The 25135-nt window shown below is 46.7% G+C and carries 23 protein-coding genes and 2 pseudogenes; 15 read left to right on the plus strand and 10 right to left on the minus strand.

Annotated elements, in window-relative coordinates; translation table 11 throughout:
- From Q4Q54_RS20860 to Q4Q54_RS20870, 3 genes and pseudogenes are all read left to right on the plus strand, one after another.
- A pseudogene (locus tag Q4Q54_RS20860) lies at window positions 1-743 on the plus strand (IS630 family transposase); the annotation flags it as partial.
- 136 nt (window positions 744-879) lie between these two features.
- Window positions 880-1392 (plus strand): DUF1993 domain-containing protein, encoded by a 513-nt coding sequence (locus Q4Q54_RS20865; protein WP_311989491.1) that lies wholly within the window; start codon window positions 880-882, stop codon window positions 1390-1392.
- Between the two features lie 399 nt (window positions 1393-1791).
- Window positions 1792-1989 carry a hypothetical protein gene (locus tag Q4Q54_RS20870; protein WP_006079715.1) on the plus strand — a complete coding sequence of 66 codons (198 nt, stop codon included), beginning with the start codon at window positions 1792-1794 and terminating at the stop codon, window positions 1987-1989.
- 105 nt (window positions 1990-2094) lie between these two features.
- On the opposite strand, the gene Q4Q54_RS20875 is transcribed toward Q4Q54_RS20870, so the two are convergent.
- The 7 genes from Q4Q54_RS20875 to Q4Q54_RS20905 form a co-directional block, all read right to left on the minus strand.
- The gene (locus Q4Q54_RS20875; protein ID WP_311989476.1) at window positions 2095-2562 is read right to left on the minus strand and encodes a GNAT family N-acetyltransferase; all 468 of its coding nucleotides are present in this window, start codon (window positions 2560-2562) and stop codon (window positions 2095-2097) included.
- Between the two features lie 131 nt (window positions 2563-2693).
- Entirely contained in the window at window positions 2694-4010 is a 1317-nt protein-coding gene (locus tag Q4Q54_RS20880; protein WP_311989477.1) for a sensor histidine kinase, read from the minus strand.
- Between the two features lie 5 nt (window positions 4011-4015).
- A complete protein-coding gene (locus Q4Q54_RS20885; protein WP_311989478.1) occupies window positions 4016-4675 on the minus strand; it encodes a response regulator transcription factor in 660 nt (219 codons plus the stop codon).
- Entirely contained in the window at window positions 4675-4941 is a 267-nt protein-coding gene (locus Q4Q54_RS20890) for a PepSY domain-containing protein (RefSeq protein WP_012196525.1), read from the minus strand. Before Q4Q54_RS20890 ends, Q4Q54_RS20885 begins: the two co-directional genes overlap by 1 nt.
- The gene (locus Q4Q54_RS20895; RefSeq protein ID WP_311989479.1) at window positions 4934-5497 is read right to left on the minus strand and encodes a diacylglycerol kinase; all 564 of its coding nucleotides are present in this window, start codon (window positions 5495-5497) and stop codon (window positions 4934-4936) included. Before Q4Q54_RS20895 ends, Q4Q54_RS20890 begins: the two co-directional genes overlap by 8 nt.
- 90 nt (window positions 5498-5587) lie before the next feature.
- The gene (locus tag Q4Q54_RS20900; protein WP_259582799.1) at window positions 5588-6034 is read right to left on the minus strand and encodes a DUF1924 domain-containing protein; all 447 of its coding nucleotides are present in this window, start codon (window positions 6032-6034) and stop codon (window positions 5588-5590) included.
- A 53-nt stretch (window positions 6035-6087) separates the two neighbouring features.
- Window positions 6088-6675 (minus strand): cytochrome b/b6 domain-containing protein, encoded by a 588-nt coding sequence (locus tag Q4Q54_RS20905; RefSeq protein WP_311989480.1) that lies wholly within the window; start codon window positions 6673-6675, stop codon window positions 6088-6090.
- Between the two features lie 220 nt (window positions 6676-6895).
- Between Q4Q54_RS20905 and Q4Q54_RS20910 the strand changes: the two genes are divergently transcribed.
- Both Q4Q54_RS20910 and Q4Q54_RS20915 read left to right on the plus strand, forming a co-directional pair.
- Window positions 6896-7360, plus strand: a complete 465-nt coding sequence (locus Q4Q54_RS20910) for a DUF2809 domain-containing protein (protein WP_006086501.1) — start codon at window positions 6896-6898, stop codon at window positions 7358-7360.
- 67 nt (window positions 7361-7427) lie between these two features.
- Window positions 7428-7940, plus strand: a complete 513-nt coding sequence (locus Q4Q54_RS20915; RefSeq protein WP_311989481.1) for a hypothetical protein — start codon at window positions 7428-7430, stop codon at window positions 7938-7940.
- Here Q4Q54_RS20915 and Q4Q54_RS20920 read toward each other — a convergent pair.
- Window positions 7926-8849, minus strand: coding sequence for a LysR family transcriptional regulator (locus Q4Q54_RS20920; protein ID WP_311989482.1), 924 nt, complete (start codon window positions 8847-8849; stop codon window positions 7926-7928). The genes Q4Q54_RS20915 and Q4Q54_RS20920 overlap by 15 nt on opposite strands.
- Before the next feature lie 138 nt (window positions 8850-8987).
- On the opposite strand from Q4Q54_RS20920, the gene Q4Q54_RS20925 reads away from it, so the two are divergent.
- The gene (locus Q4Q54_RS20925) at window positions 8988-9749 is read left to right on the plus strand and encodes an SDR family oxidoreductase (protein WP_311989483.1); all 762 of its coding nucleotides are present in this window, start codon (window positions 8988-8990) and stop codon (window positions 9747-9749) included.
- 233 nt (window positions 9750-9982) lie between these two features.
- Here Q4Q54_RS20925 and Q4Q54_RS20930 read toward each other — a convergent pair whose 3' ends face one another.
- Window positions 9983-11503 carry an aldehyde dehydrogenase family protein gene (locus tag Q4Q54_RS20930; protein ID WP_006079725.1) on the minus strand — a complete coding sequence of 507 codons (1521 nt, stop codon included), beginning with the start codon at window positions 11501-11503 and terminating at the stop codon, window positions 9983-9985.
- A gap of 261 nt (window positions 11504-11764) precedes the next feature.
- Here Q4Q54_RS20930 and Q4Q54_RS20935 point away from each other — a divergent pair, with 261 nt between their 5' ends.
- From Q4Q54_RS20935 to Q4Q54_RS20975, 9 genes are all read left to right on the plus strand, one after another.
- Window positions 11765-13723 carry a sigma-54-dependent Fis family transcriptional regulator gene (locus Q4Q54_RS20935; protein ID WP_311989484.1) on the plus strand — a complete coding sequence of 653 codons (1959 nt, stop codon included), beginning with the start codon at window positions 11765-11767 and terminating at the stop codon, window positions 13721-13723.
- Between the two features lie 289 nt (window positions 13724-14012).
- Window positions 14013-15533: a catalase gene (locus Q4Q54_RS20940; protein WP_311989485.1), complete on the plus strand. Its 1521-nt coding sequence runs from the start codon at window positions 14013-14015 to the stop codon at window positions 15531-15533.
- A gap of 171 nt (window positions 15534-15704) precedes the next feature.
- Window positions 15705-16211 (plus strand): ankyrin repeat domain-containing protein, encoded by a 507-nt coding sequence (locus Q4Q54_RS20945; RefSeq protein ID WP_311901011.1) that lies wholly within the window; start codon window positions 15705-15707, stop codon window positions 16209-16211.
- Between the two features lie 177 nt (window positions 16212-16388).
- The gene (locus tag Q4Q54_RS20950; protein WP_311989486.1) at window positions 16389-17369 is read left to right on the plus strand and encodes an MDR family oxidoreductase; all 981 of its coding nucleotides are present in this window, start codon (window positions 16389-16391) and stop codon (window positions 17367-17369) included.
- Window positions 17370-17688: 319 nt separating this feature from the next.
- On the plus strand, window positions 17689-19209 hold the full coding sequence (locus tag Q4Q54_RS20955; RefSeq protein ID WP_311989487.1) for a flavocytochrome c: 1521 nt from the start codon (window positions 17689-17691) through the stop codon (window positions 19207-19209).
- Between the two features lie 27 nt (window positions 19210-19236).
- Window positions 19237-19590 (plus strand): cytochrome c3 family protein, encoded by a 354-nt coding sequence (locus Q4Q54_RS20960; RefSeq protein ID WP_006086511.1) that lies wholly within the window; start codon window positions 19237-19239, stop codon window positions 19588-19590.
- 337 nt (window positions 19591-19927) lie between these two features.
- Window positions 19928-21172 (plus strand): hypothetical protein, encoded by a 1245-nt coding sequence (locus tag Q4Q54_RS20965; RefSeq protein WP_311989488.1) that lies wholly within the window; start codon window positions 19928-19930, stop codon window positions 21170-21172.
- 117 nt (window positions 21173-21289) lie between these two features.
- Complete coding sequence (locus Q4Q54_RS20970) at window positions 21290-22384, plus strand: hypothetical protein (RefSeq protein WP_409438294.1); 1095 nt, start codon at window positions 21290-21292, stop codon at window positions 22382-22384.
- A 245-nt stretch (window positions 22385-22629) separates the two neighbouring features.
- Window positions 22630-24546 (plus strand): methyl-accepting chemotaxis protein, encoded by a 1917-nt coding sequence (locus Q4Q54_RS20975; protein WP_311989490.1) that lies wholly within the window; start codon window positions 22630-22632, stop codon window positions 24544-24546.
- Between the two features lie 167 nt (window positions 24547-24713).
- On the opposite strand, the pseudogene Q4Q54_RS20980 reads toward Q4Q54_RS20975, so the two are convergent.
- Window positions 24714-25135 (minus strand): annotated as a pseudogene (locus Q4Q54_RS20980) (LysR family transcriptional regulator); the annotation flags it as partial.

A 25135-nucleotide genomic window follows, 5' to 3' on the forward strand; every position in this document is an offset into this window, starting at 1 on the left:
CGGCAGACTCACTGGGGCCGACATCCAGCAATACATCTCGAGTGAGTTTAATGTCGAGTATCATCCCAATCACATCTACAAGCTACTAAAGAGCATGGGATTCTGTTGGATAACCAGCCGCTCCAGGCATCCAAAACAAACTCAGAGCTTACAGGACGCTTTTAAAAAAGTTTCCTCTGGAAACGATCCTTCACGCTCCCATTCATATACAACCACACCAGATTGATATTTGGTTTCAGGACGAAGCCTGATTCGGCCAGCAAAATACAACGACACGACTTTGGGCCCCCAAAGGCAGTAGACCAAGAGCGCTAAGACAGCAGCAGTTTGAATATGTGCATCTCTTCGGCGCAGTCTGTCCTGCAACAGGAGAAACTGAAGCCATCATCACGCCATTCGTTAATAAGGACATCATGCACCAGCACTTGGAGCTGATTGCAAAACGCACCAAACCTGGCCGCCATGCTGTCGTGGTAATGGACGGTGCGGGTTGGCATACCAATGACATTGCTGCTGATATCCCCAACCTGTCGATACTCAAACTGCCGCCATATTCCCCAGAACTAAACCCCATCGAACAGGTATGGAGTTGGCTGCGCCAACATTATCTCGCCAATCGCTGTTTTAAAGGATATGAGGACATAGTGGATGCCTGCAGCCAGGCATGGAACAGCTTTATCAGCTGTACAAAACGCGTGGTAAAAATGTGCTCTCGGGAATGGGCAAAGGTGACTGAACTTTAATGCGGAATGGTATTATTTAGGTGTGTTTATTGTTAAGCAAATACTTAAATTCCAAGAATGATTGAAATTGAGTTATTTGCCCCAAGATAGTCTTAAGTGCTGCAGTTTTGTAGCGTCCATCACTGAGGTCAATGCCATGCTTTATGATTTAACGGTTGTACAATTTAGCAAGATGCTGAAAAATTTAAGCGTTATTCTTGAAAAGGGCGAATGCTTCGCAAACCTCAAGAAAGTCGATATGGCGGTGCTATTAAACTCACGTTTAGCGCCGGATCAATTTAACCTTATTCGCCAAGTTCAGATTGCCTGCGATACTGCCAAAATTGGCGTGGCACGTTTGACCGATAACTTAGATACAGTGCCAAAGCACGATGATAGCGAAACGACGTTAGCTGATCTGCAAGCGCGTATTAGCTCAGTATTAGCTTACTTAGCAACATTCAAAGCGGATGATTTTGCTAATGCGGCTACGATCCATGTCTCACAACCGCGTTGGGAAGGAAAATATCTGACGGGTTATGAGTTTGCTATTGAGCATGCGATTCCGAACATTTACTTCCATGTAACAACAGCCTACGCGATTTTGCGCCACAACGGTGTTGAAATTGGCAAGAAAGATTACCTTGGCGCTATGCCATATAAGTCGTAAATCTGGGCTAGATGTAGTACTGTTGCGTAGCCTAATTGTTGCGCAGCAGCGCTTTGCCGCTCGAGCTTACCAACCTTTCTGCATTACCACCTGTTTATGTTATGCCGCTTTGTCGCTGGAAATTTAGGGCTCGTTAGGGTCTGTTACGCCGATGAAGTCATTCAATACTCAGTTTTTCATTTCGACCTTACGTCTCGATTATTTTTATCCTGTTAGCATGTGATTTAATTTTGTTGGCTTAGGTAAATGATATGGGCCGTAAGTTTATGAGTCGCCAAATTATCTATTACTTAAATAGTGAATGGCGAATTGACTCATTATAAAGATGACCTGTTTGTTCGTTTTGAGCAGGGATTTACTGGAAGAGCCTATTTAAGGTTCTAATTAAAGGAGTTAGCTATGTCTATCGAATCTCAAGCCGTCGAGAGTCCAACGGATGCAACGACAACTAAGAGCAAGAAAGCAAAAAAAGCCGCCATTACTAGTGGTTTGCGCCTCAAAGACAAGTTGACCCAAGACACTCGCCGCCGAATTGAAATTCTGCACGAGCAACGCCAACTATCCAATCGTTTCGGCGTGGATATAGAAATTGACTAAAGCCTTTGGCTTGTCGCTAAGTATTGGATATCACATCTAGATATTTAGCCAGCATGTACAGCTTCACGACGCCCGTCGTGGGGCTTGCTCACTCTCCTTAAGCATTCACTTCTTAAATTCATATTCCATTATCGTGACCATCTCGCCCATATAATCTTCCCGTGAAATCTTTGACCAACCAAGCGTTTGATAAAAGTCTGCTTTGTCTGCGGTAAACAAATAGATTTTTTGTAATCCGAGTGCTTTGGCATAATCAACGACGGCACTGACTAATAATTTCCCTAAGCCTTTATTTCGATAGTGTGGATTAACATACACATTGGCCAGCCAAGGGCTTAAGTCGGTTCGGGTATCCATATCTGCTGCGGTTAATGAGGAGGAGCCCATGACTTGGTTAGCGTCTTCACAGATAAACATCTTAGGAATGGCGGCGTCGGTGAGGTACTCGCTCATTTGCTCAATGAGTGTGGTGACTGTAGCGTCCGCAGAACTTAAATGTGCCCATTCTTGATGATGCCATTGTGCCAGCTGTGGAATGTGCTGCGGGGCCGATTTTAGGTCGATAACTTTCATATAAATCTCTGACGTGTGTTATGCAAAGGGCTTAATGGTGCGACATAGTGGCACGAATACTTAAGTCCGTTCGCTGGTCTGAATGATGTGGTGGCAGGTTTGATTGAGTATGGTTTGGCTGAGTATACCGCTTAACTCGGTATCGGCAGAAATACGCTGGCTTCGAGACCCCCTTGTTTCGCGTGGCTAAAGCTAAGTTCGCCCTGATAACTGTCGACGATATCTTTACAGATTGATAATCCTAAGCCATGGCCTTGGATGCTTTCATCTAGTCGAATGCCGCGCTCGATGATAATCGACAATGCGGCATCGGAGACGCCTTCGCCATCATCGCTGACTATGATCCCATAACCTGCGGTGGGAGCCGTTTGATGCACTATACGGATCTCAATGTTCTTGCGGCTATGTTTGCAGGCGTTATCCAGTAAATTGCCTAAGAGTTCGAGTAAGTCATCGCGGTCAAATGGCATCACTAAGCCACTCGCGTAATGACTATGAATAATGCGGTCTGGGTAGATGCGCTGCATCACTTGAATCAGCGGCGCGAGATCGTCATCGAGTACGGTATAACGCCCCGGAGTGGAAAGGCCGACAATCTTAGTGCGCTTAAGCTCTCTCTCAATGATGTGGTGCAGGTTTGCGAGCACCTTGCTGCCCTCACTCCTCTGTTCCGGTGGAAGGCTTTCTAGGTAGGACTGCAGCCCTTGTAGCGGACGTTTCATTTCGTGGGCTAAGTTACCCAAGGCATTGCGGGAGCGTTGTACTCGTTGGCCCAATTGATTGACTAAACGATCTATCTCCTCAATCAGCGGGATGATTTCACTCGGCATTTGGTCTGGATTGATTTCTTGCCCTTGGGTGCGCATCTGCCGTATGGCTTCTGGCATCTGCTCTAAGGGTTTAAAGCCGCGTTTCAGTAGCTGATACTGCGCCATTAATAGAATAACAATCGTGAGCAACACCGCAGCGCTGGCAAAGGCTAAAAATTGCACTTGGGTCTGTTCGAGCTCGCTGATGTCTTCTGTCACCCACAGGGTAACTAATTGATCATCTTTGATTACGGCCTGACTGAACATCAGCCAATGTTCTTTGCCGACAAACTCAGTGGCTTGGTGGTGCTCACCGGCGGTCAGTTTTGGCATGTCCACGTTATGGTCGAATAGGGAGCGTGAGCGCAGGGTTTGTTCGCCGATTTGAATTGCAAAATAATGCCCAGAATTAACCCTGTGGTACACATTGGGCAAGCGGTCGGTGGTGAGCGCCCAGTTGCCATCGGGATGGTTATTCAGGGCGGAGATCAGGCTGTCGGCATCGTGCTGCAATCGCGAGGCAACAAAATCTTGGGTCAATATTTGGATACCTTGGTACAGAAAATACAGTAACAGCACCATGGCAAAGGTGAGCGTGATCAGCAGATTGCGCGTCAGATAACCCTTGAGTGAATACACGCCTTTTACTCCTTGAGTCGATAACCTTGGCCGCGACGGGTTTCGATATAATCCTTGCCTAAGCGCTGACGCAGGCGGTTGACGTACACTTCGATGACATTGCTGTCTTTGATTTGATCTTCTTCGTAAATGCGTTCACTGAGCTCTGACTTAGAGACGATTTTGCTGGGATTGACCATTAAATAATGCAGTAGGCGATATTCAATCTTAGTCAGCTCTATCACTTCACCGTCGACATTGGTGACGGCTTGTTTGTCGACATCGAGGGAAACGCCCGCATGTTGCAACACATTGTCGGCGCGGCCAAAGTGGCGGCGGATCAACACTTCGAGCCTTGCGAGTAGTTCTTCGATGTGAAAAGGCTTGCCAAGGTAATCATCGGCACCCGCCTTGAGGCCATCGACCCGCTCGTGCCACGCATCGCGGGCGGTGAGGATCAGCACTGGCATGGCTAAGCCTTTTTGTCGCCATTGGCCGAGGACTTGTAAACCGGGTTTGCCGGGTAAACCGAGATCGAGGATCACGGCTTCGAAGTTTTCTTCTTCGACTAAAAAGGCGCCATCAATACCGTTATCGGCGTGCTCGACGGTATAACCCGCCTTGTTAAGGGCGGGAATGAGGCGCGCGACCAGATCGGTATCATCTTCAATCAATAGCAAACGCATCAGTCGACCTTTTCCTTTAGCCACTCGCCGGTTTTGGCGTCAATCTTGATTTCATACACTATGCCATCGTCACGAAGGATTTCGAGTTCGTAGATGATCCTTCCATGTTTTTGCTCGACTTCGAGATCGAGCAACCGTCCCTTTAGCCGTGATTCATAGCGTTGCATTATGGTGTCGAAGGGCAAAACCTTGCCCTCCTTAACCCACTCGACCACCTTGTTTGAAAGATCATCGTCGTGGGCATTGCAGCTGGGGCTGCTAATCATCCCAACGGCCAACGCCAGGAATATTAACGGTATCTTCATCGAATATGCCCTTTTCTGCGAGGTTGTGACAATTGCTGCATTGACTGAATGAGCCGACTTTGGGGTTATCTTGCACCATACGTCTTGGGATCTCATCGTGTTTGCGAATAAAAAATGCCTGTTCTGTGATCTTCTGCGGCCCAGCGCCTGCAAGCAGTGGCGTGCTGTTTTTCATCACCTTACCATTTTGCGCCGCATGTTGAACCAGATATTCCTCAATTCTAGCAGTGACTTGAGGATCTAGGCTGGCGTTGTCACCAAAGTGATTCTCAAGATTGGTGGTAATGGCGCGCCATTTGTCGGCGGGGAGTAAGTTCGCGGGATAAGCCATGTGGCAGCTGCCACATTCTGCCGTATATTCCGCATTTTGTGGAATGGCGCGGCTGAGCTCGCGGCCATCGTCTGCATAGCCTGTGCCGGTTAAGGTTAGACTGATACCGATAACGCCAATGGCTAATGCCGCGGCTGTGAGTGATGAACCTAAGATCCAGCTAATAGGGTGTGCTTGTTTAGTCATGACATCTTCCTTTTTGTGCCGTTACCTTCTGTGGAAGGTATTGAAATTAATTGATCTAATTGAATGAGTTATAAGGTCGAAATTTGGCGGTTATTGCAGGCTTAACCAGAGTAAGGCATCGCCTTTTTCCTGCGGCGTGCAGTCGCGTTTAAAGGTCCAGTTACAGTTACGGGTAAACCATTTCTCGATTTTGGCTGAGTCTGTTAACCGATCTGCGGTAATCGACGGCGCCATAGGGTCAATGGGTTTACGGGTATTTTGGTGCATCCCCATGTCGGTGACTTTGGCGGTATGGCAACTGGCGCAGCTGCGACCGTCCATGTCCTGTAGCCAAAGCTTTTGTCCTGCGGCGGCGGTAAAGGGTCCAGCGCCTTGGGCTTGATAGCTTTGCAGCTGCGTGCCGATGCGCTCGGCGCTAAGTGGCAGGCTTTGCACTTTACTGTTAGCGGCGCTAACGCTAAGGCTGCTCAGCAGCAAGGTGGAAATCGCGACGATAGCAAGGCGACTTTTATTCGTGTGTCTGGTTAATCTGTTCATAGGGCATTCCTTTTGGGCTGGATGTCTTGTTGCTAAGCAAAATGGCTAATGGATTAATCTTTTTGTTCCACTGGGCGTTGTTTCTTGCCCGTGACCATGGCTCTGACTAAGTTTTCTTTGTGTAGCAGGCTGCTGACGATGACGCCGCCAACATGGATGACCACAAGGAACACGGTGAAGTTGGCAAAGAATTCATGGACTTCTTTTATGGCGCCTTCGGGCCAAGTGGCGAAAAAGCTCGTGGCTAATGGGCCGTGTCCGTCGGTGGCGTATAGAGCTATGCCTGAGAATCCCGTGATGGCGATGCTGGCAATCAAGGCTACTATCATCATTGCTCCAGCGGGGTTATGGCCTATGTAGTCTTTGGCTTTGCCTGTGATGAGCCCTTTGAGGTACACCAGCACTTCTTTAGGGCGAGTGATAAAGTTGCTAAAGCGCGCATTGTGGGTACCAATCACGCCCCACAGTAGACGAAACACCAGTAAAATTAAGATGCTGTAACCTGCGTAACTGTGGATGGTCATCCACTCGTCTTCGCCTTCAGTGAGGTAGGCTAAGGCAAAAAAACCGACGAGTGACCAATGGAATATGCGGATCAACAGGTCCCAGACTTTGATGGTTTGCAGTGTGTTTGATGACATGGTGTGACGCTCCTAAGTTGGTTTAGGTGTAGGCTACTTAACCCAAACTTAAACCTCGCTTAAATTTTGAGGCGCGAACATTCAGTGAGTTGATGGGGTTGAGTGATACGCTTGCCTGGGTGACGAGCCTTAAATGTTAACGAAAGCTCACTTGTTAACCTCTTGATATTACGGTAAATTCTGCCACCTCAACCGAGTGAAGTTAGGGACTAACTTATCTATGTCTACCGCCGTTATTCGCGCTTTCATCAGCCGCAATCCGAGTCGTAAATCCTTTTTTATTTATGCCGTTTTATTATTTTTGACTGAAGTCTTAATCGCTTTATATGCGCCTGCGGGTTTTATCCGTGGTTTTGTGGGCGATGTATTGGTGGTGATCTTGCTGTTTTGCATGGCGCGCGTTGTCGTTCCTGTCACCCATCCGGTAGAAAATACCGCAGCAAAAAACACCGGCGATGGCATTAAGCGCTTATTTCAAACTCCTTGGCTGGCGTTTGCGGTATTGCTGTTTGCCTTTGCTATCGAGTTTGGTCAGTATTGGGGTTTAGTCGACAAGCTAGGCTTGGGCGGAAATCGCTTGGCGCGGATAGTGATAGGTAGCCATTTTGATCCACTCGATCTCGTGGCATATTTTGTCGGTTACTTGATCTTATTGGGCTGTTATTGGAAAAGCCGCCAGTCCTAGTGATTTGAATCCGCAAGAGTCACGCGACATGTGTGTTCGCGGACAGGCGAGATAAGTGGGGTAAGGGATGCAACCGATAACGGCATTTTCACTGCTAACAGCACGTACTAATGGACTTGAGCTTAATCCACTGAAAATGCCTTTGTATTTCAATGGCCAACCTACTCACACCTTTATTGCTGGCCTAGTGATTGAAGGCCAATACCGCTGCGTTTTACCCAATAAAACCTCGGGGTATTTGGTCATCACTTCTTTCGATTGTCCCTTCGAAGAATCAACCGAGTTTAGTCTGCTTGATGAAGCGTTTAAGCTCATTGCGACGACATCTTTGGCGCAAATGTATGATTCATTTTTACTGCACTCACACTGGCCCATAGCCGATAACCGCTTGCGACTGCACTATTACGGTCAGTTTGTGCTGGATTTAGTCATTACTGCGGGCAGCTCTTGGTTAACGGCGCGGCCAAAACTTAAGCTGATTGAAGTTGTTGATCCCCAAAGCGATCCGCAAACGGCCGCCGCTATGGCCGAATTGGCTCAGCGTTTAGCGGCCATCGAAAAGTCTCTAATGTGGGACTAAAAATGGCGTCATCTGCTGATTTAACCATGCCATAAAGACTTGCAGGCGTTTAGATAAATGCCGCCTGTGGGGATACAGCAAGCTTACAGGCATAGGTGGCGCAGGGTAATTTGGCAGGATCTCGACCAACTCTCCAGTGTGTAAATACTTAGCCACCCCTATGCTGGGAACTTGAATGATCCCCAGCCCCGCCAAGCAGGCTGAGCCATAGGCATCGGCATTATTGACCGTAATCAGTTTAGGCAGTTGGATAGTAAGGTTCCCTTGATGAGTGTGGGGATCTTGATATTCAAAGCCTGAGTCAGTGCCACCTAATTGGCTTACGTAGTGGACGAGTTTGTGGTTTTGTTGGGTCAAATCTTCAAGGCTTTCGGGTTTACCGTATTGGGTAATATAAGCTGGGCTGACACAGTTCAGCATCTTAAAATGCCCCAGCTTTTTCGCTATTAATCCTTCTTGCTGCACACTGCCGACCCTAATGACACAATCGAATCCTTCGGCAATGACATCTACCTTACGATCTGTGCTGCTTAGTTCAAGCTCGATATGCGGATATTGCTCAATAAACTCAGCCAGTTTAGGGAGCACTAAGTTGCGGGCAATGCCAGTCGACATATCGACTCTGAGCCGTCCCGACACTTGCTCGGCTTGCAGTTGGAACAGGCCTTCTAATTCTTGAAATTCCGCCAGTAAACTTTTACAGCGCTCATAACAACTCTGGCCATCTTGGGTTAAGCGTACCGTCCGCGTGGTGCGTTGCAACAAGCGCGCGCCTAGAAATGTTTCGAACTGCGCCACCACATTCGACACATGGGTTTTCGATAGACCTAAGCTGACGCTTGCTTGGGTAAAGCTTTGTAATTCAGCGACCCGCATAAAAATTTGCATGGCTTGCAGTCTATCTTGCACGGCGATTGTCCTTTATTGGCTAACAGTCTTAGCATTTATAGTGTGTTTATCTCGTTAATTGCAAGTAATAAGCTGTGTGCAGTTAATTAGGCATCAAGGCTTAGGTTCCACTTCCAGCGACGATTATAAGGACTGACCATGAACACGACTCCAATTGCACTTATCACTGGCGCTAGCCGCGGCTTAGGTAAAAACACTGCCCTGAAATTAGCGGCGCAGGGGATAGATATTATCCTGACCTATCAAACGAATGCTGCAGCGGCCGCTGAAGTGGTCGCCGAGATTGAATGGCTGGGACGCAAAGCGGTAGCACTGCCGCTGGATATGAGCGATAGCGGCTCATTTGTCGAGTTTGCGACCCAAGTGAGCACTATATTAGCTCAGACTTGGCAGCGGGAGTCGTTTAACTATTTGATTAACAATGCTGGTATCGGGATTCATGTGCCTATGGCGGAAACCAGTATCGAACAGTTCGATACCTTGATGAACATCCACGTCAAAGGACCGTTCTTTTTGACTCAAACCTTATTGCCACTGCTGATGGATGGGGGAAGCATTGTCAATATTTCCACCGGCTTGACGCGCTTTGCGATTCCCGGATTTGGCGCGTATGCCACTATGAAGGGCGCGGTCGAAACTATGACTAAGTACTGGGCGAAGGAGTTAGGCCCGAGGGGTATTCGGGTCAATGTGCTTGCCCCTGGGGCGATTGAAACAGATTTTGGCGGCGGTGCTGTACGGGATAATGAACAGATGAATCAGTTTTTAGCGCAGCAAACTGCGTTAGGGCGTGTGGGCTTGCCTGACGATATCGGCGGCGCGATTAGTGCCTTGTTATCGCCTGCGGCCGCTTGGATCAATGCCCAGCGTATCGAAGCCTCAGGTGGTATGTTTCTGTAAGTATTTTATAAGCATGTGATTTATTAATATGTGAGGCAGAAACAAAGAAAGGGCGAATCGCCCTTTCTTGTCTATCACTTCTGCGCTGCAATGATGGTTATTACACTATCGTTATCACACCATCGTTATCACGTTTAGCAGAACTGCTAATAACTACTGCTGTAGCAGGTTAGAGACGTCCTTTGAAAACCTCTTAGATAAAACCTCTTAGATATAGCCCTTCACAAAGCTTCTTAGAAGAAACCCAGTGGATTCACATCGTAACTTACCAAGAGATTCTTGGTATTTTGATAATGGTTGAGCATCATCTTATGGGTTTCGCGGCCGATGCCGGATTTTTTGTATCCACCAAAGGCGGCATGGGCAGGATAGGCGTGGTAACAGTTAATCCACACGCGGCCCGCTTGAATGCCACGTCCCATACGTTGTGCCGTGTTCATATCCCGCGTCCACACTCCAGCACCTAAGCCGTACTCAGTATCATTGGCGATCGCTAAGGCTTCGGCTTCATCTTTGAAGGTGGTGACCGAAATCACAGGGCCGAAGATTTCCTCTTGGAAGATACGCATCTTATTGTGGCCTTTCATAATGGTTGGGCTGATGTAGTAGCCTTCGCTTTGGCCGCCATCGAGTTGGCAAAGTGTGCCGCCCAGTAGCACTTCTGCACCTTCAGCCTTACCTATGGCTAAGTAGCTTAAGATTTTATCGAACTGTTCTTTAGAGGCTTGAGCGCCAACTTGAGTGTCGGTATCTAAGGGATCGCCTTGCTTAATGGTTTGGGCGCGGGCGAGCACTTTCTCGATAAAGCGATCGAAAATCGATTCTTGGACTAGCACCCGAGATGGGCAGGTACAGACTTCACCTTGGTTAAAGAAGGCCAGTAACATGCCTTCGACGGCCTTATTTAAATATTCGTCTTCATGGTCCATCACATCGGCAAAAAACACGTTAGGCGATTTGCCGCCAAGCTCAACGGTCGATGGAATTAAGGATTCGGCGGCGCATTTTAAAATGTGATAGCCAATTTCGGTGGAGCCCGTAAACGCAAGCTTAGCGATGCGTTTGCTGGTGGCCAGTGCTTGTCCTGCTTCGGCGCCAAAGCCGTTGACTACGTTAAGAATGCCCGCGGGTAATAGGTCTTCAATCAGCTCGAGTAATACCAGAATCGATACCGGCGTTTGCTCCGCAGGCTTGAGTACCACACAGTTACCCGCCGCCAGCGCAGGAGCGATTTTCCATGCCGCCATCAAGAGTGGGAAGTTCCAAGGAATGATCTGGCCGACCACGCCCAGTGGTTCTGGGAAGTGATAGCTGACTGTGTTGCCGTCGATATCGGCGGCGCTGCCTTCCTGTGCGCGGATACAACCAGCAAAGTAGCGGAAGTGATCGACAAATAAGGGCAAGTCGGCGTTTAAGGTTTCACGCACCGCTTTACCGTTTTCCCAGGTTTCGGCGACGGCTAAATATTCGAGATTTTGTTCGACCCGATCGGCAATGCGCAGTAACAGGTTTGAGCGTTCGGTGACTGAAGTTTTACCCCATGCTTCTTTGGCTGCGTGGGCGGCATCTAACGCTAATTCAATATCTTGTGCATCGGATCGCGGGATTTGGCAAAAGTTTTGGCCATTCACGGGTGAGCGATTGTCGAAGTATTTGCCATTGACTGGGGCGACCCATTTACCGCCGATGAAGTTGGCGTATTTTTCTTTGAAGTTAACGATTGCGCCTGCGGTTCCGGGTTGAGCATAAATCATAGAATCATTCCTTCTTGTTGATTAGCTTAGTGTTCTCTAACGTAACACTTGAGACTTACATACCTAAGGTGCATCGCAAGGAGGGTGCCAAACTGGCAAGAGTTGTACACTTGTTGTGCTAACAGTATGATGGAAAGCTAATTTTGCAGATTTGAAACAGTGTGGGCACTCAGGGAGAGAGGTGTGTCCTGTGGTCACTTTGTCATCGAACGGCACACTGCAACTGTGCCGAAACGGAACACAGCTCGGGGGAGCACGGCTATGACAGTTAAACCGCATTTACCATCGACACAGGCGTGGTTGGCCGATTCGTGGCAGCGAAGCATTGGCGCTGGCTTGTCCGAGTTTCAGTTACCCCAAGAACTTAGGCTCGATGCTAGCGAACTAAAGCAGAAACATGAGCAATATCAGATGCTCATAGCATTAGTGCAATCCCATGCCTTGCCTTTGTTCAATCAGTTGATGGCGCATTCTAATAGCCGACTCTTGCTCAGTGATGCTGAGGGTTATGTGCTCAGGCACTGGGGCGTGAGCCGTTACTCCACAAAATTGGCGGATGTGGCTCTGGATATCGGGGTGAATTGGCTTGAGCAGCACAAGGGCACCAATGCGATAGGGACGGCGCTCACCGCCAAACAAGCGGTATCAGTGGTGGGTGAGCAGCATTTTATTCGTCAGAATCGTTTTATGAGTTGCACTGCTTGCCCAATATTTTCCCCCCAAGGTGAGATGCTCGGGGTGATAGATATCACCAGCGAGCAGCAAAGGCACACCCAGCAGACGCTGATGTTAGTGTCGAGTTTGGCGCAGCAGGTCGAGACCGCGCTTTTGTGTCATCTGCCCGATAGCCATTATCGAATCGATTTAGCGGCGCAGCCAAATTTACTGAATTCGGGTTGGCAGGGCATAGTGATTGCCGACAGCGATGGCCGCATTGTGGGTTGTAATCCCATGGCGAAACAATTGCTTAATCAAGCCAAGGTGGGTGATAGCGTTGAGCAGTACTTAGGCGATAATTGGAGCCGTGCGGGTGGTTTTAATCAGCATTTAGACTTGCATCTACAGACTCAGCCCTTAAATATTCCTAGCATCAAGAGTCGGGTAGCGACTAGCAATAAATCGCTTAATCAACTGGGCGTGCGGTTTCGCGATCCTCAACTTGAGCGCGCATGGCAACATGCCAATAAGGTGATCACCAAGCAAATTCCGCTGTTAGTGCTCGGAGAAACCGGCGTTGGTAAAGAGCAGTTTGTTAAAAAGCTCCACGCCCAGAGTGCGCGGCGCAGCGAGCCTTTAGTGGCGGTGAACTGTGCGGCATTGCCTGCAGAGTTAGTCGAATCTGAACTCTTTGGTTATCAGGCGGGCGCGTTTACTGGGGCGAACCGCACTGGATTTATCGGCAAAATTCGCCAAGCCCACGGCGGTTTTTTGTTTTTAGATGAAATAGGTGAAATGCCGCTGGCGGCACAGAGTCGTTTACTCAGGGTATTGCAGGAGCGCGAAGTGGTGCCCGTTGGCAGTAATCAAAGCTTTAAAGTCGATATCCAAATCATTGCCGCGACCCATATGGATTTAGAAAAACAGGTGACTCAAGGGCTGTTTCGACAGGATTTATTCTATCGATTAAATGGCTTGCAAGTGCGTTTGCCTGCGCTGCGGGAGCGGCAGGATATCGAGCGCATTATCCATAAATTGCATCGTAAACATCGCATTGCGCTGCAGGCGATCTGCCCTGAGTTGTTAGGGTTGCTGATGCGACACGACTGGCCCGGCAATTTGCGTGAGCTCGATAATCTTATGCAAGTCGCTTGCTTGATGGCTGAAGGGGATGACACCCTAACTTGGCAGCATTTACCCGATTATCTTGCACAAAAATTAGCGTGCGAGCCGTTAAAAGTGGATCCGTTAAATGCACAGCTGTTAAACACACAGCTGTTAAATGAAGAGCAGCCGTTAGGTGAAGAGGTTAAAACCGGTCAGCATTCGGTATCATATCCGCTGGCTGGTAAAGTTGTGAGTGACAAAGTTACAAGTGGCAAGATTGCGGCGCAGCCAACTGTCACTGCGGTGCAATCGGATTCTCTCTACGAGGCGATTTATAGCAATGTGCTGCAGGCATACCAAGCCTGTAATGGCAATGTGAGCCAATGCGCTAAGCGTTTAGGGATCAGCCGTAATGCCTTGTACCGGCGATTAAAACAGATGGGGATTAAGGATTAAGGATTAATGCTAGCTTACGGCTCTTGTTGTGAAGCTCAATCAATTGCTAAATATCTCTTAATCACCCCACGTTTATCCACTTCGCAATAGACTAAAACCGAGAGGTTTTAGTCCACAATCTCTAGCTTCAGTATCTGACAATGGGACTTTTTGTTGTTGCCAATTTATGTCTAATAGGTTTTATTGATTCATATAATCGATAAAGATCGCTACTTCTAATTATAAATTCAGAACTATACTGCGGGCAGGCAGAAAAGAGCTTGGTGTTATGCATAGAAGAGGAACTGTTATGCATCTTACTAAAAGCCTTTTAATTATTTCTATGGGTCTGACATTGAATGTACAGGCTCAAACTTTACCAACAAATACCCTGACACGTGACAATGGTGCACCTGTGGGTGATAACCAAAACTCGACCACAGCGGGCAGTAATGGCAGCGTGTTATTGCAAGATGTACAGCTTATCCAGAAGCTACAACGCTTTGCCCGTGAACGTATTCCTGAGCGTGTCGTCCACGCCAGAGGCACTGGTGTACATGGTGAGTTTGTATCGAGTGGCGATTTTAGTAACCTAACCCAAGCGGCACCCTTTGCACAAAAAGGTAAAGTGACGCCCGTATTTGTGCGCTTTTCTACCGTGATCCACTCGAAAGGTTCGCCAGAAACGCTGCGTGATCCCCGAGGGTTTGCGACCAAATTTTATTCGGACCAAGGTAACTGGGACTTAGTGGGTAATAACTTACCCGTATTCTTCATTCGCGATGCGATCAAGTTTCCTGACATGGTGCATTCACTCAAACCATCGCCAGTGACCAATATGCAAGATCCGAATCGTTTCTTCGATTTTTTCAGTCACGAAGCGGGTTCAACCCATATGTTGACTCAGGTTTACAGTAACTTAGGTGTACCTGCCAGTTATCGTGAAATGGACGGTTTCGGTGTGCATGCGTACAAATTTGTGAATCGAGATAACCAAGTTAAATACGTGAAATTTAACTGGAAGAGTCTGCAAGGTGTTAAAGGCTTACGTCCCGATGAAGTGGTTAAAGTCCAAGGGCAAAACTTTAACCATTTAACTGATGATCTTTATAGTGAGATCAACAAGGGTAACTATCCTAAGTGGGATCTGTACGTTCAATTACTCGACCCGACTGAGCTTAATAAGTTTGATTACAACCCGTTAGACGCCACTAAGGTGTGGCTAGATGTGCCAGAACAAAAAGTGGGCACTATGACGCTTAATCGCATGCCAGCAAACTTCTTCCAAGAAACTGAGCAAGCGGCATTTGCGCCATCGAATTTGATCCCTGGGATTGAGCCTTCGGAAGACAGATTATTGCAAGGTCGTATGTTCTCCTACGCCGATACTCAACTGTATCGACTCGGCGCGAATTTGTCGCAATTGCCGATTAATAAACCCTTAGTGGCGGTGGCAAACCACAACCAAGAAGGCGCGGGCAATATGGGGCATACCCAGTCCGATGTGAATTATCAACCGAGCGTACATTTAGCCTTGGCCGAAGATAATCGTTATCGTGCGGTAACGACTGCGCTCAGTGGCACAGTGCAACAAACGGCTATTAGCAAGCAGGATAACTTTAGCCAAGCGGGCGTTTTTTACCGCAGCTTGAGCAAGCAAGATAGAGCAGATCTGATCACTAACTTGGCCGGTGACTTAGGCAAAGTGAACGATGCTAAGGTGAAACATCAAATGCTCAGTCACTTTTATCGTGCAGACCCAGAGTTTGGTGAGCGCTTAACCAAGGCCGTAAAAGGTGATTTGGCCGACGTTAAACAGCGTTCAATTTAACTCATCATTTTAGAGCGATTTGGTGCAGATATTCGCGTTAAACCGCTCAAACCCAGTAAGTCCCGCAAGGCGCAATCAAGCTCTTTTCTGCCCAGTTTAAGAGGGCGTCTTGCGGGCATTTCGTCACCTCTTATTGTTTAAATCTCTATTTTTGCTGCGCGGGAGTTATTGATGAAACACAATATTACTATCTTATTATTGATGATTGCGGCACTGAGTATGTCGGTGGTGATGGGCGCAGGTTCGGCTCAGGCATCCGCAACTGTTAGCCAAGCGGACGAGCCCGATACTGCACAAGTGCAATTGCTGGTGGACTACTTTTTTGCTGCCGCGCGTACTGGCGATATCACAGTGCTTGAGCATTTTCTTGATGCGGGCTTCCCTATTGACCAGAGAAATAGTCAATCCTATACCGCGCTAATGGTGGCGGCTTATAACGGCCAAGAGGCTGCAACAGATGTATTACTTGAGCATGGTGCTAATGCTTGTTTGCAAGATAAGCGTGGTAATACGGCAATCATGGGCGCTGTGATTAAGGCCGAATTCAATATCGTAAAGCGGCTATACGCGAAAGAATGTGATGCGAACCTAACGAATAATGCCGGAATGACCTTGGTTGAGTTTGCCCGCTACTGGGGTCAAAGTGGCGCTTTGCAGCAGGCGAGTTTGAAGCCATAAAGGCATCATTTTTTGCCATCTTTTGCGCTCGATCACTCTGGGTCATTCTCTTTAATCTGTTTAGATCTCAGCGTTTACTATTAGCCATAAGTCTGCTTGTTAATAGCGTCTATGCCTTTTATGGTAACTTTTTGAATATCGTTTAATACGATTTTCATGGCCTTCGGAGAGCAAGTTATGTTTGATGCCTTACTACTGACACAAGAAGATAAACGCACGTTTGTTCAAGTTTCACAGATTACAGAAGCCGATTTACCAGAAGGGGAAGTCTTAGTTGAGGTCGACTATTCCTCGCTGAATTATAAAGATGGTTTAGCTGTGACGGGTGCTGGCAAAATCATTCGCCAGTTTCCTATGGTGCCGGGCATCGATTTTGCGGGGGTCGTGCGCGAATCAACAGATGCAAGATACCAAGTTGGCGATCAGGTGATTTTGACCGGCTGGGGCGTGGGTGAAAATCACTGGGGTGGTATGGCGCAAAAAGCGCGCGTTAAAGCCGACTGGCTGGTGCCCATGCCGCAAGACTGTGATGCCGCTAAAGCCATGATGATTGGCACGGCTGGACTTACGGCTATGTTGTGCGTGCAAGCGCTGCAGCAGGCTGGGGTAACACCGCAAAGTGGGGATATTCTGGTCACAGGTGCCAGTGGTGGTGTGGGGGCCGTGGCGGTGACTTTGCTCGCCAATGCTGGCTATCGCGTGGTTGCCTGCAGTGGTCGGGTCGAGCAAAATGCACCTTTATTGAAGGAGCTTGGCGCCGCTGAAGTGATTGATCGCAGTGAGCTTGAACAGGATGCTAAGCCACTTGAGGCGCAGCGCTGGGCGGGTGTGGTCGATACCGTTGGCAACAAGATCCTCGCCAAAGCATTAGCGCAAATGCAATACGGTGGCGCCGCCGCTATTTGCGGTTTAGCGGGCGGTTTTGCATTACCCACAACCGTAATGCCATTTATTTTACGGGGAGTGAGTTTGCTGGGAATCGATTCTGTTTCTTGTCCATTTGAGAAACGAAAAGCGGCGTGGGAAGCTGTGATTAAAGCACTGCCTGCACATTTCTATCAGCAAGCTTGCCAGCAGATTTCATTGGCAGAGGTGCCTGATTTCGCGAATAAAATTATCCAAGGTCAAGTCACGGGGCGTGTATTAGTTAAGCTGTAATCTAATACTATTTCGTTAAAGTTAGATTTAACGAATCTCTCTACTTTAAATAAATGGCAACACTAATGTGTTGCCATTTTCGTATTCCAATCATACAGCGGATTTATGTCTATTTAGTTTTCACTCTGTTTTGAATTCACCATTTGGAATGGTTTCCATAATGCAGTTTAAGTCATTTTTTTAGACAAAACTGAAGTTGGTTAATGTTTCTGCCATGTTGTTTATTTGTAGCGGAGGCAACTCTTGATGCACTCACGTTTTGGAATGCATTCCATCGTTATGATGTTTATGTCTATTAAAACAACAAAGGTGATGACAGATGAGTAATGCAAATCTGCTAGGACGCCGTAATTTCATCAAAGGTTTAGGTGCCGCTACTGGGGTAGCAATGGTATCGCCTGTGATGGCAGTTTCTGAGAAAGCTGACGGTATTAAGTGGGATAAAGAGATTGAAATTCTAATCGTGGGTTCAGGTTTTGCTGGATTAGCGGCTGCAATTGAAGCGACGCGCAAGGGCGCAAAAGATGTACACATTTTCGAGAAAATGTCTTACTTCGGTGGTAATTCTGCAATCAATGGGGGTTTATTCGCAGCCCCAGGCACACCAATGCAGAAAAAAGAAGGAGTGGAAGATTCAGTTGAAAAAATGGTTGCGGATCAAATTGCCTCTGGCCGCGGTATTGCTGACGAGAGCTTATTACGGCATGTGGCTTCACATGCTGTAGAGGCGCTGCAAATGACGTTGGATGCTGGAGCTGAATTTCATCCATATTTGCAGCAATTAGGTGGTCATTCTGTTGCTCGAACTTACCAAACGAGCGTGAGTTGTGGTGCCGGTATTACGCAACCACTCTTAAAAGAGTGCCGCCGATTGGGTGTAAAGACCCATAACCGCGCTAAGTTCGAAGGCTTTTTATTGGGTGATAAGGGTAATGTTGTCGGCGTGAAAATGCGTGAAAACTATCATTTTGGTGAGGATCAGCCTGGAAAAGTGCTAAATATTCGCACAAAACGTGGCGTGATTATGGCGACTGGAGGGTTTGCTCAAAATATCGATTTTCGTATGGCACAAGATCCGACACTGACCTCTGAAGTAGGTTGTACCAATGCGCCTGGCGCTACCGGTGAGGGCATGTTGGAAATGTTCCGTTTAGGGGCTGTACCTGTCCATCTTGCCCATATCCAATCTGGACCATGGGCTTCGCCTGATGAAGGCGGCTTTGGCTATGTATCTAATTATTCAATTTTTAACTTTCCTCATTCAATTTCCATTAACTGTATGACAGGTAAACGCTTTATGGATGAGATTGCGGACCGGAAAACACGTGCGGATGCTGAGTTGGCATGTCGTGATGCTAAAGGTGAACCGCTACCGCCCATTTTAATTACGAGCTTTAAAGACTCTAAGCAGCATCCTAATACTGCCAAAGTACTCAAATATAACGTGGGTTGGAAGTTCGACACTCTTGAGGAATTAGCGAAACACTTTGGCGTACCACTCGAGCCATTAAAAGCGCAGATTGAAGAATACAACAGCTATGTCAAAACGGGTGTTGATAAGCAATTTAGCAAGAATATGACAAAAGCCAAGGATAAATATATTGAAGCGCCATTTACCGTAGTTCGTCTATGGCCAAAAGTGCATTACTGCCAAGGTGGTGTGCAGGTCAATACTAAGGCGGAAGTAAAAGACAGCCTTACGGGTCAGTCTATCCCAGGTTTGTATGCTGCTGGCGAAGTCTGCGGCGGTATTCACGGCGTTAGCCGTTTGGGTAGCTGCTCAATTCCAGAATGTATGGTGATGGGTATGACTGCCGCCCGTAGCATGATGCAAGCCTAAGTGGCCAGTAAATAAGAGGAATCAATAATGAAAATGCTAAATATTGTACTCGCGCTGGTCTTAGTCGGCTTGGTGAGTCTATCTGCTCAAGCCGTTGAGCAACGCCCTTGGCATAAAGAAGTCATTGGCAAAGATTGTAAGGTATGTCACGACAATGGCATCAAACAGTTCCCGTCGGATCAAGCCTGTTTACAGTGCCATGATGTGGACGATTTAGCCAAGAAAACGGCTCGTAGTGAAGAGGATAAGTGGCAGAATCCCCATAATAACCTTCACTATGGCAAAGACTTACCTTGCCAAGAGTGTCATGGTGAGCATAAAGCTAAAAAGCCATTATGCAGCAACTGCCATACATTTAAGTTTGATAAGCATCAAGAGTAATCTCCACCTCTAGGCCCATTGAGAAATGGGCCTATCTTCGATTTTCTCCTCCACCTCAGGAATGGGGTTTACTATTAATTAATGAAGTAATTATCCATGCAATGATGTTATATCGTTAATTAATCTTGCTTACTACACCTCTTAGCATTCCCGCTTCGCTAAGAGGTTTTTTATATATTTACTCTTGATTTTTTAATTATATTTTTTGTGACATGAAGGCTGTTTTTGTATATATAGTCGTTGCAATTTTGTGCTGTTTATATTTTTGGAACTGATTCCAAGTTTATTATTCATCTCGTATTAGATTCTACCTAAAATAATTACAGTGGTGAGATGAATGAAAAAGACCTTTATTGCAATGTCGCTCCTTATTGCTAATAGTGCTTTAGCGAGTGAGTTACCTGATTTTTTAGATGCTAATGATATAAATAATGTCGAGTTCAAATGTCTTGGAGATTCTCCAACATATTCTGCAGATGATCAAAAATATGTGAATATGCTGTGGGATGAGACGCTAACTTATCTAAAAGCCTATGCAGTAGCCTTAACTAACGGCGAAAACAGTCATTGTCTGAATTCAGATGAGGCCATGGTCGACTCGACCCAAGGTGGTCAGAAGATGTGCGTTATGGATCGCCGTGATATGAAGTTGATGGTGAAAAATATTTATCAGGTGATCAACAATCCGGATAAAGCAAAGCAGTGCTTTGGTGCCCGTGAAGAGGTTAACTGGATCTATAACCCTGGTGGAGAGTTAACTAAAAACTCACCAGTCGCGCAGCATTTTAAACGCACTACTTTTGAAGAGTTCTTCAAGACTAAGGTCACTAACAAAGAGGTTCAGAAACTCGGTAAGAGCTTCACTACAAACTTTGCCAAGATGGTGACGGGCGATGAAGTAAAAATGCCAACAGCTTTCCCTTACGACATCAGTGCTAACGCGCTGCCCAATCTTTGGGCTGCGGCGGGCTGGTTCCCTATGTACGCCGAAGAGAGTAAGCGTAACGATAAGAACTTCAATAACATTCGTGGTGGTTATGCCTACGCTGAGATCTTTGGCCATTGGGGACTGCTCCGTATCGATGAGATCAATGGTGATAAGGTCGGCGCCGAAGTGGGTATGACTGTGCAATCAGTCGATACGCTTTATCCCTATCATAACCACGCGATTTCAGAGATCTACTACAACATGCGCGTGCCAGCATGTGCCAATGAGTTCAAGAGTTTCGCGGTACGCGAAGACTCACCACTGGTTCGTACTGTTAAAGAAGATGACAAGATGCGTCGAGTGCAATTTGATGCCGCGCAGCATAATGGGCATACCATGTGGTTAGCCGGTAGTTATCTGCAAGACCCGCTGATGTACTTCCATCAAAACACCATTCATGCCTTCGACATTGACGGTAGCTGTGAAGCTAAACCAGAAGAACGTGCCATTGTCTCTGTTTGGGCTAGAAGCAACGCCCACGATAAACGTAATGACTATGGTACGACCTTATTATGTGAATCGGCTAAAAATCCTGGAACTCCAGCAAATAAAGATGAAGTTATTCAATGCGATTTAACCAAGATTAAGTGGTAATCGGTTATTTAATTTTTGAGTTTATTAAATATTATTTAAGGCGTTATTTAGCCGTTATTTATTGAAATATAAGTTGGTGATGATATGAAATCATTTAAATTATCTGTGTTGTCTGTTATGACATTTTTACTCTTCTCTAGCGCTGTCGTGCAAGCACAAGAAAAAGAAGATGGCATTAATGTGTCGGGAACCGTTAGGGTTAATTATGCTTATAAAGATTATGATCAAGCTTCAAAAGATAAAAGCGGCGATTTTACTTTCGATATGGCCGCGATTAAATTTAATGGTAAATTGGGTAACTGGGGTTTAGCCAGTGAATACCGTTTCTTCGATGGTTGGCAGGCATTACGTTATGGTTATGGCTTCTATGATTTGAATCCTGAGTGGCAACTGCAGTTTGGTGTGACGCAAAAGCCCTTCGGTAATCCTGGTTTTATCTCTAATAGCTTTTGGTTTGGTGTGCCTTATTACTTAGGTTTCGAGGATGACTATGACCTAGGGGTTAAAGGGGTTTATAAAAATGGTGCTTGGGGCACCGAGATCGCTTTCTTTAAGAACGCGGAATATGGTGCGAGTCGAAGCGAACGTTATTCAACCGACTTGTATAGTGGCGTAGTTAACGGCACTGAATACAATAACGAAGAGACTAATCAGCTTAACTTACGTCAAATGTATGAGATGACCTATGAAGGCGGCAGTGCAAACCTTGGTGGTTCTGTTGAGTATGGCCAGATTTATAACAACAAGACAGGCAACAATGGTGATCGCTACGCTGTTGCCATCCATTTTGATGCTAGCTATAACAGCTGGAATCTGCAGTTACAGGCTATGCAGTATGAGTATGATGCCGCCGATGCCGTTGATAGTAATAAAATTGCTGTCGCAGCCTATAACTGGCAATACGAAATAGCATCGAAAGCGCAAGCCTATAGTGTGAATCTTGCTAAGACAGTGACAACCGATTGGGGCAACCTTAAGTTCTATAATGATTTCGGTGTGGTGACGCCTGATGTAGCAGATGATGGCTTTGATACTAGTTATCAAAACGTCACCGGTTGTGCGATTTCGGCAGGCCCAACTTATACCATGATCGATTTCATTGTGGGTAAAAACATGTATGCCTCGACTCGTGACAATGGTCATGTGGGCCTACCTGAAATGGGTAATAGCTGGGACAAGCGGGTTAACATTAATTTCGGCTACTACTTCTAAGCCGATTAAACACAAATTATCTTTGTAATAAGAATGCCAACTTTAAGGTTGGCATTTTTATTTTCAGCTCTAACCAACCAATTTCATTCGGCGGGTTCTTTACTGTGACTACTGAGCTGTTGTTTTTATTACTTTATTTTAAATTGCGAAGGTTAATTAGTCGTAGAGGGCACAGCTTGGAATTGATTCCACAGGTAAAGTGACCCCATTTGGGTTAATACCTCAGTGACGAGAGTAAATTTGTAATGAATACAATAGGCTTTAAAAAAACTATCACTCTATCGGTGATCATTTTAGTCTCTTTATGCTTGGCTTTTTCCAACCTGTTTTCTTACTTAACACTTAAGTCAAACACGGTCGAGCAAGTGCGTGGCAACCTCGAGACGATTGCTCGTTTCGAGGCAAAAAGCATACAAAGCTGGTTCATGAGCAAAGCCAACAGTATCAATGCACTTGCTGATCAATACAGACAAAGCCGAGTGAATGGCGAATATGCCATGGTGGCTAAGTTGGTCAAAGAAAACAGCCGTCTGTATTCCGTATTTTGGGGTTTCGAAGATGGTAGCTCCTATGCCAGTGTGGTTGATGATGATATTTGGCATGACGGTGTTGCCGATCCCACTTTATACGATCCAAGGCCTAGAGGCTGGTATCAACTGGCTAGAAACAATAGCAAAGCGGTGTTGACCGATATCTATGTCGATATGGTGACAGGCAATCCGGTGATCTCAATAGTGACAAATGTGGGCGATGGTGTGTTGTCCGGTGATATTGGCTTAGAGATCCTCAATGACACGGTTAAAGGGATCGACTTTTCGGGTGCAACGGCCGCCATTGTTGATGAGACGGGTAAAGTGCTGGCGTCAAATATGCCCCATTTGCAGGCGGGTAAGTTGATGAGTCAACAAGGCTGGGGACAATTGGAGCAGCTGGTGGCTCATGATACCTATGCTGGCGACTATCACAATGCAGGCAAAGACTTGCTTATATTCAGCCATGCAATTCCGCTACTGCAGGGAAAAAAGAAGTGGTTTCTTGTGCTTAATGTCGATAAGGAGGTTGCTTTTGCTAAGGTCGATGAGGCACTGAATTCAGCCCTGATTAACTCTGGGATAATGCTGTTGATTAGTAGCTTACTCGTATTGTTTATTTTGAATCGTCTTTATCGACCCATTTTACAGCTAAAGCAGGTTGTCTTGGGACTATCTCAAGGGCAGGCCGACCTCACCATGAGGTTGCCGGTAAATAGCCATGATGATCTCGGTGATATAGCCTCTGGCATTAATCTGTTTATTGCTAATCTTGAGGCAATCGTCAAGGAGCTTTGCGCCAATTCGCAGGGAATAGGGCAAAGTATTAGGGCGCTACAAGAACTGATGGACGGTAATAGTCGGGTGCTGACGAAACATGTGCAAGAGACTGAGCAGATAGTGGCGGCCGTCGAGGAGATGAGCGCTACGGCAAATGATGTGGCAAACAATACCTCACAAGGCTCCCATATGGCGACTTTAGCCAGTATCCAAGTTAACGACATCAAGCAGATCGTATCCAATACTCGTGAGACCGTTGAGCGCTTGATTGATGATGTTGAAGCTACCGAAGTGAGTATTGCCAACATTTCCGATGACGCGGTGACAATTACCAAAGTGTTGCAGGTTATCGGTGATATTGCCTCTCAAACTAATCTATTAGCCCTTAATGCGGCCATTGAAGCAGCGCGGGCGGGAGAGCAGGGGCGAGGCTTTGCCGTCGTGGCTGATGAGGTTAGGGCGTTAGCGGGTCGAACCCAGTCGAGTACGGCAGAAATCGAGCAAACATTAGATAAATTGCTTCAAGGTATTGATGAAACAGTGGCGACCATGAAACAAACCAAAGGTACCTGTGAACAAACCAGCCTCTGGACCAATAGTGTAACGCAGAATTTAGATGAGGTGATTAAATCTGTGGAAACAGTAAGCGATCTTAATACGCAAATCGCCACCGCGGCCGAAGAGCAAAGTATGGTATCTGTGGAAATAAGTCGTAACATGGCCGAGATAAGAGACATGGTCATAGCACTAGAAGATAGTGGCTCAGCGAGTAGTGCTGAGACACATAAGTTATCATTAATCAATCAGAAGTTAGTGGCAGTGGTGGACAAGTTTACTATCGACACTGTTTAAGTTCTGTTGAGTTTTTTTGATTTTTAATACCAATCTCACATCTAATGTATTTTGTCACTCTTGCTGGATGAGATTGCTTTGTCTATAAAATGCAACGCCTTCCGCAACAGTCGTTTAAGTAAGCCGAAGTGCCCGATAGCGGCACTTCATCGTCTCTTACGCAAGGGCTAGTTGTCGTTGGCTTCTGCTAGATTTTCAACGTTGGCTTTGATTAGTGTGATTAACTGCTGGGTAGCGTTAGTTTGCGTGTTGGAATTGAGATACAGGGCTTCGTTAAACACTGGTAGCACAGGCAGGTGGTGCTCGACAGGATCTAAGATCTGCATATTGTTATCAATGCGAAACTCGGCAATGGGCGCAATTGCGAGATCGTTTTCTACCGCCATACATAAGGCCTGTGGCGATGGTGTCGATAACAATACATTTATCGGCCGCATCGTGAGCTGATGATTCGCAAATACCTGTGCACGTATAGGACAATTTTCTGGGTACAGTGCCATCGGAATCGTTTCGCGCTTGTGGGCATTGCCCGCTTTAGCTGCGACCCAGTGAAACTTACGCTCAAACAGCAGTTCACCATGGGCAGGTG

It is taken from the genome of Shewanella sp. SP2S2-4 (assembly GCF_031932025.1).
Taxonomy (GTDB): Bacteria; Pseudomonadota; Gammaproteobacteria; order Enterobacterales; family Shewanellaceae; genus Shewanella; species Shewanella baltica.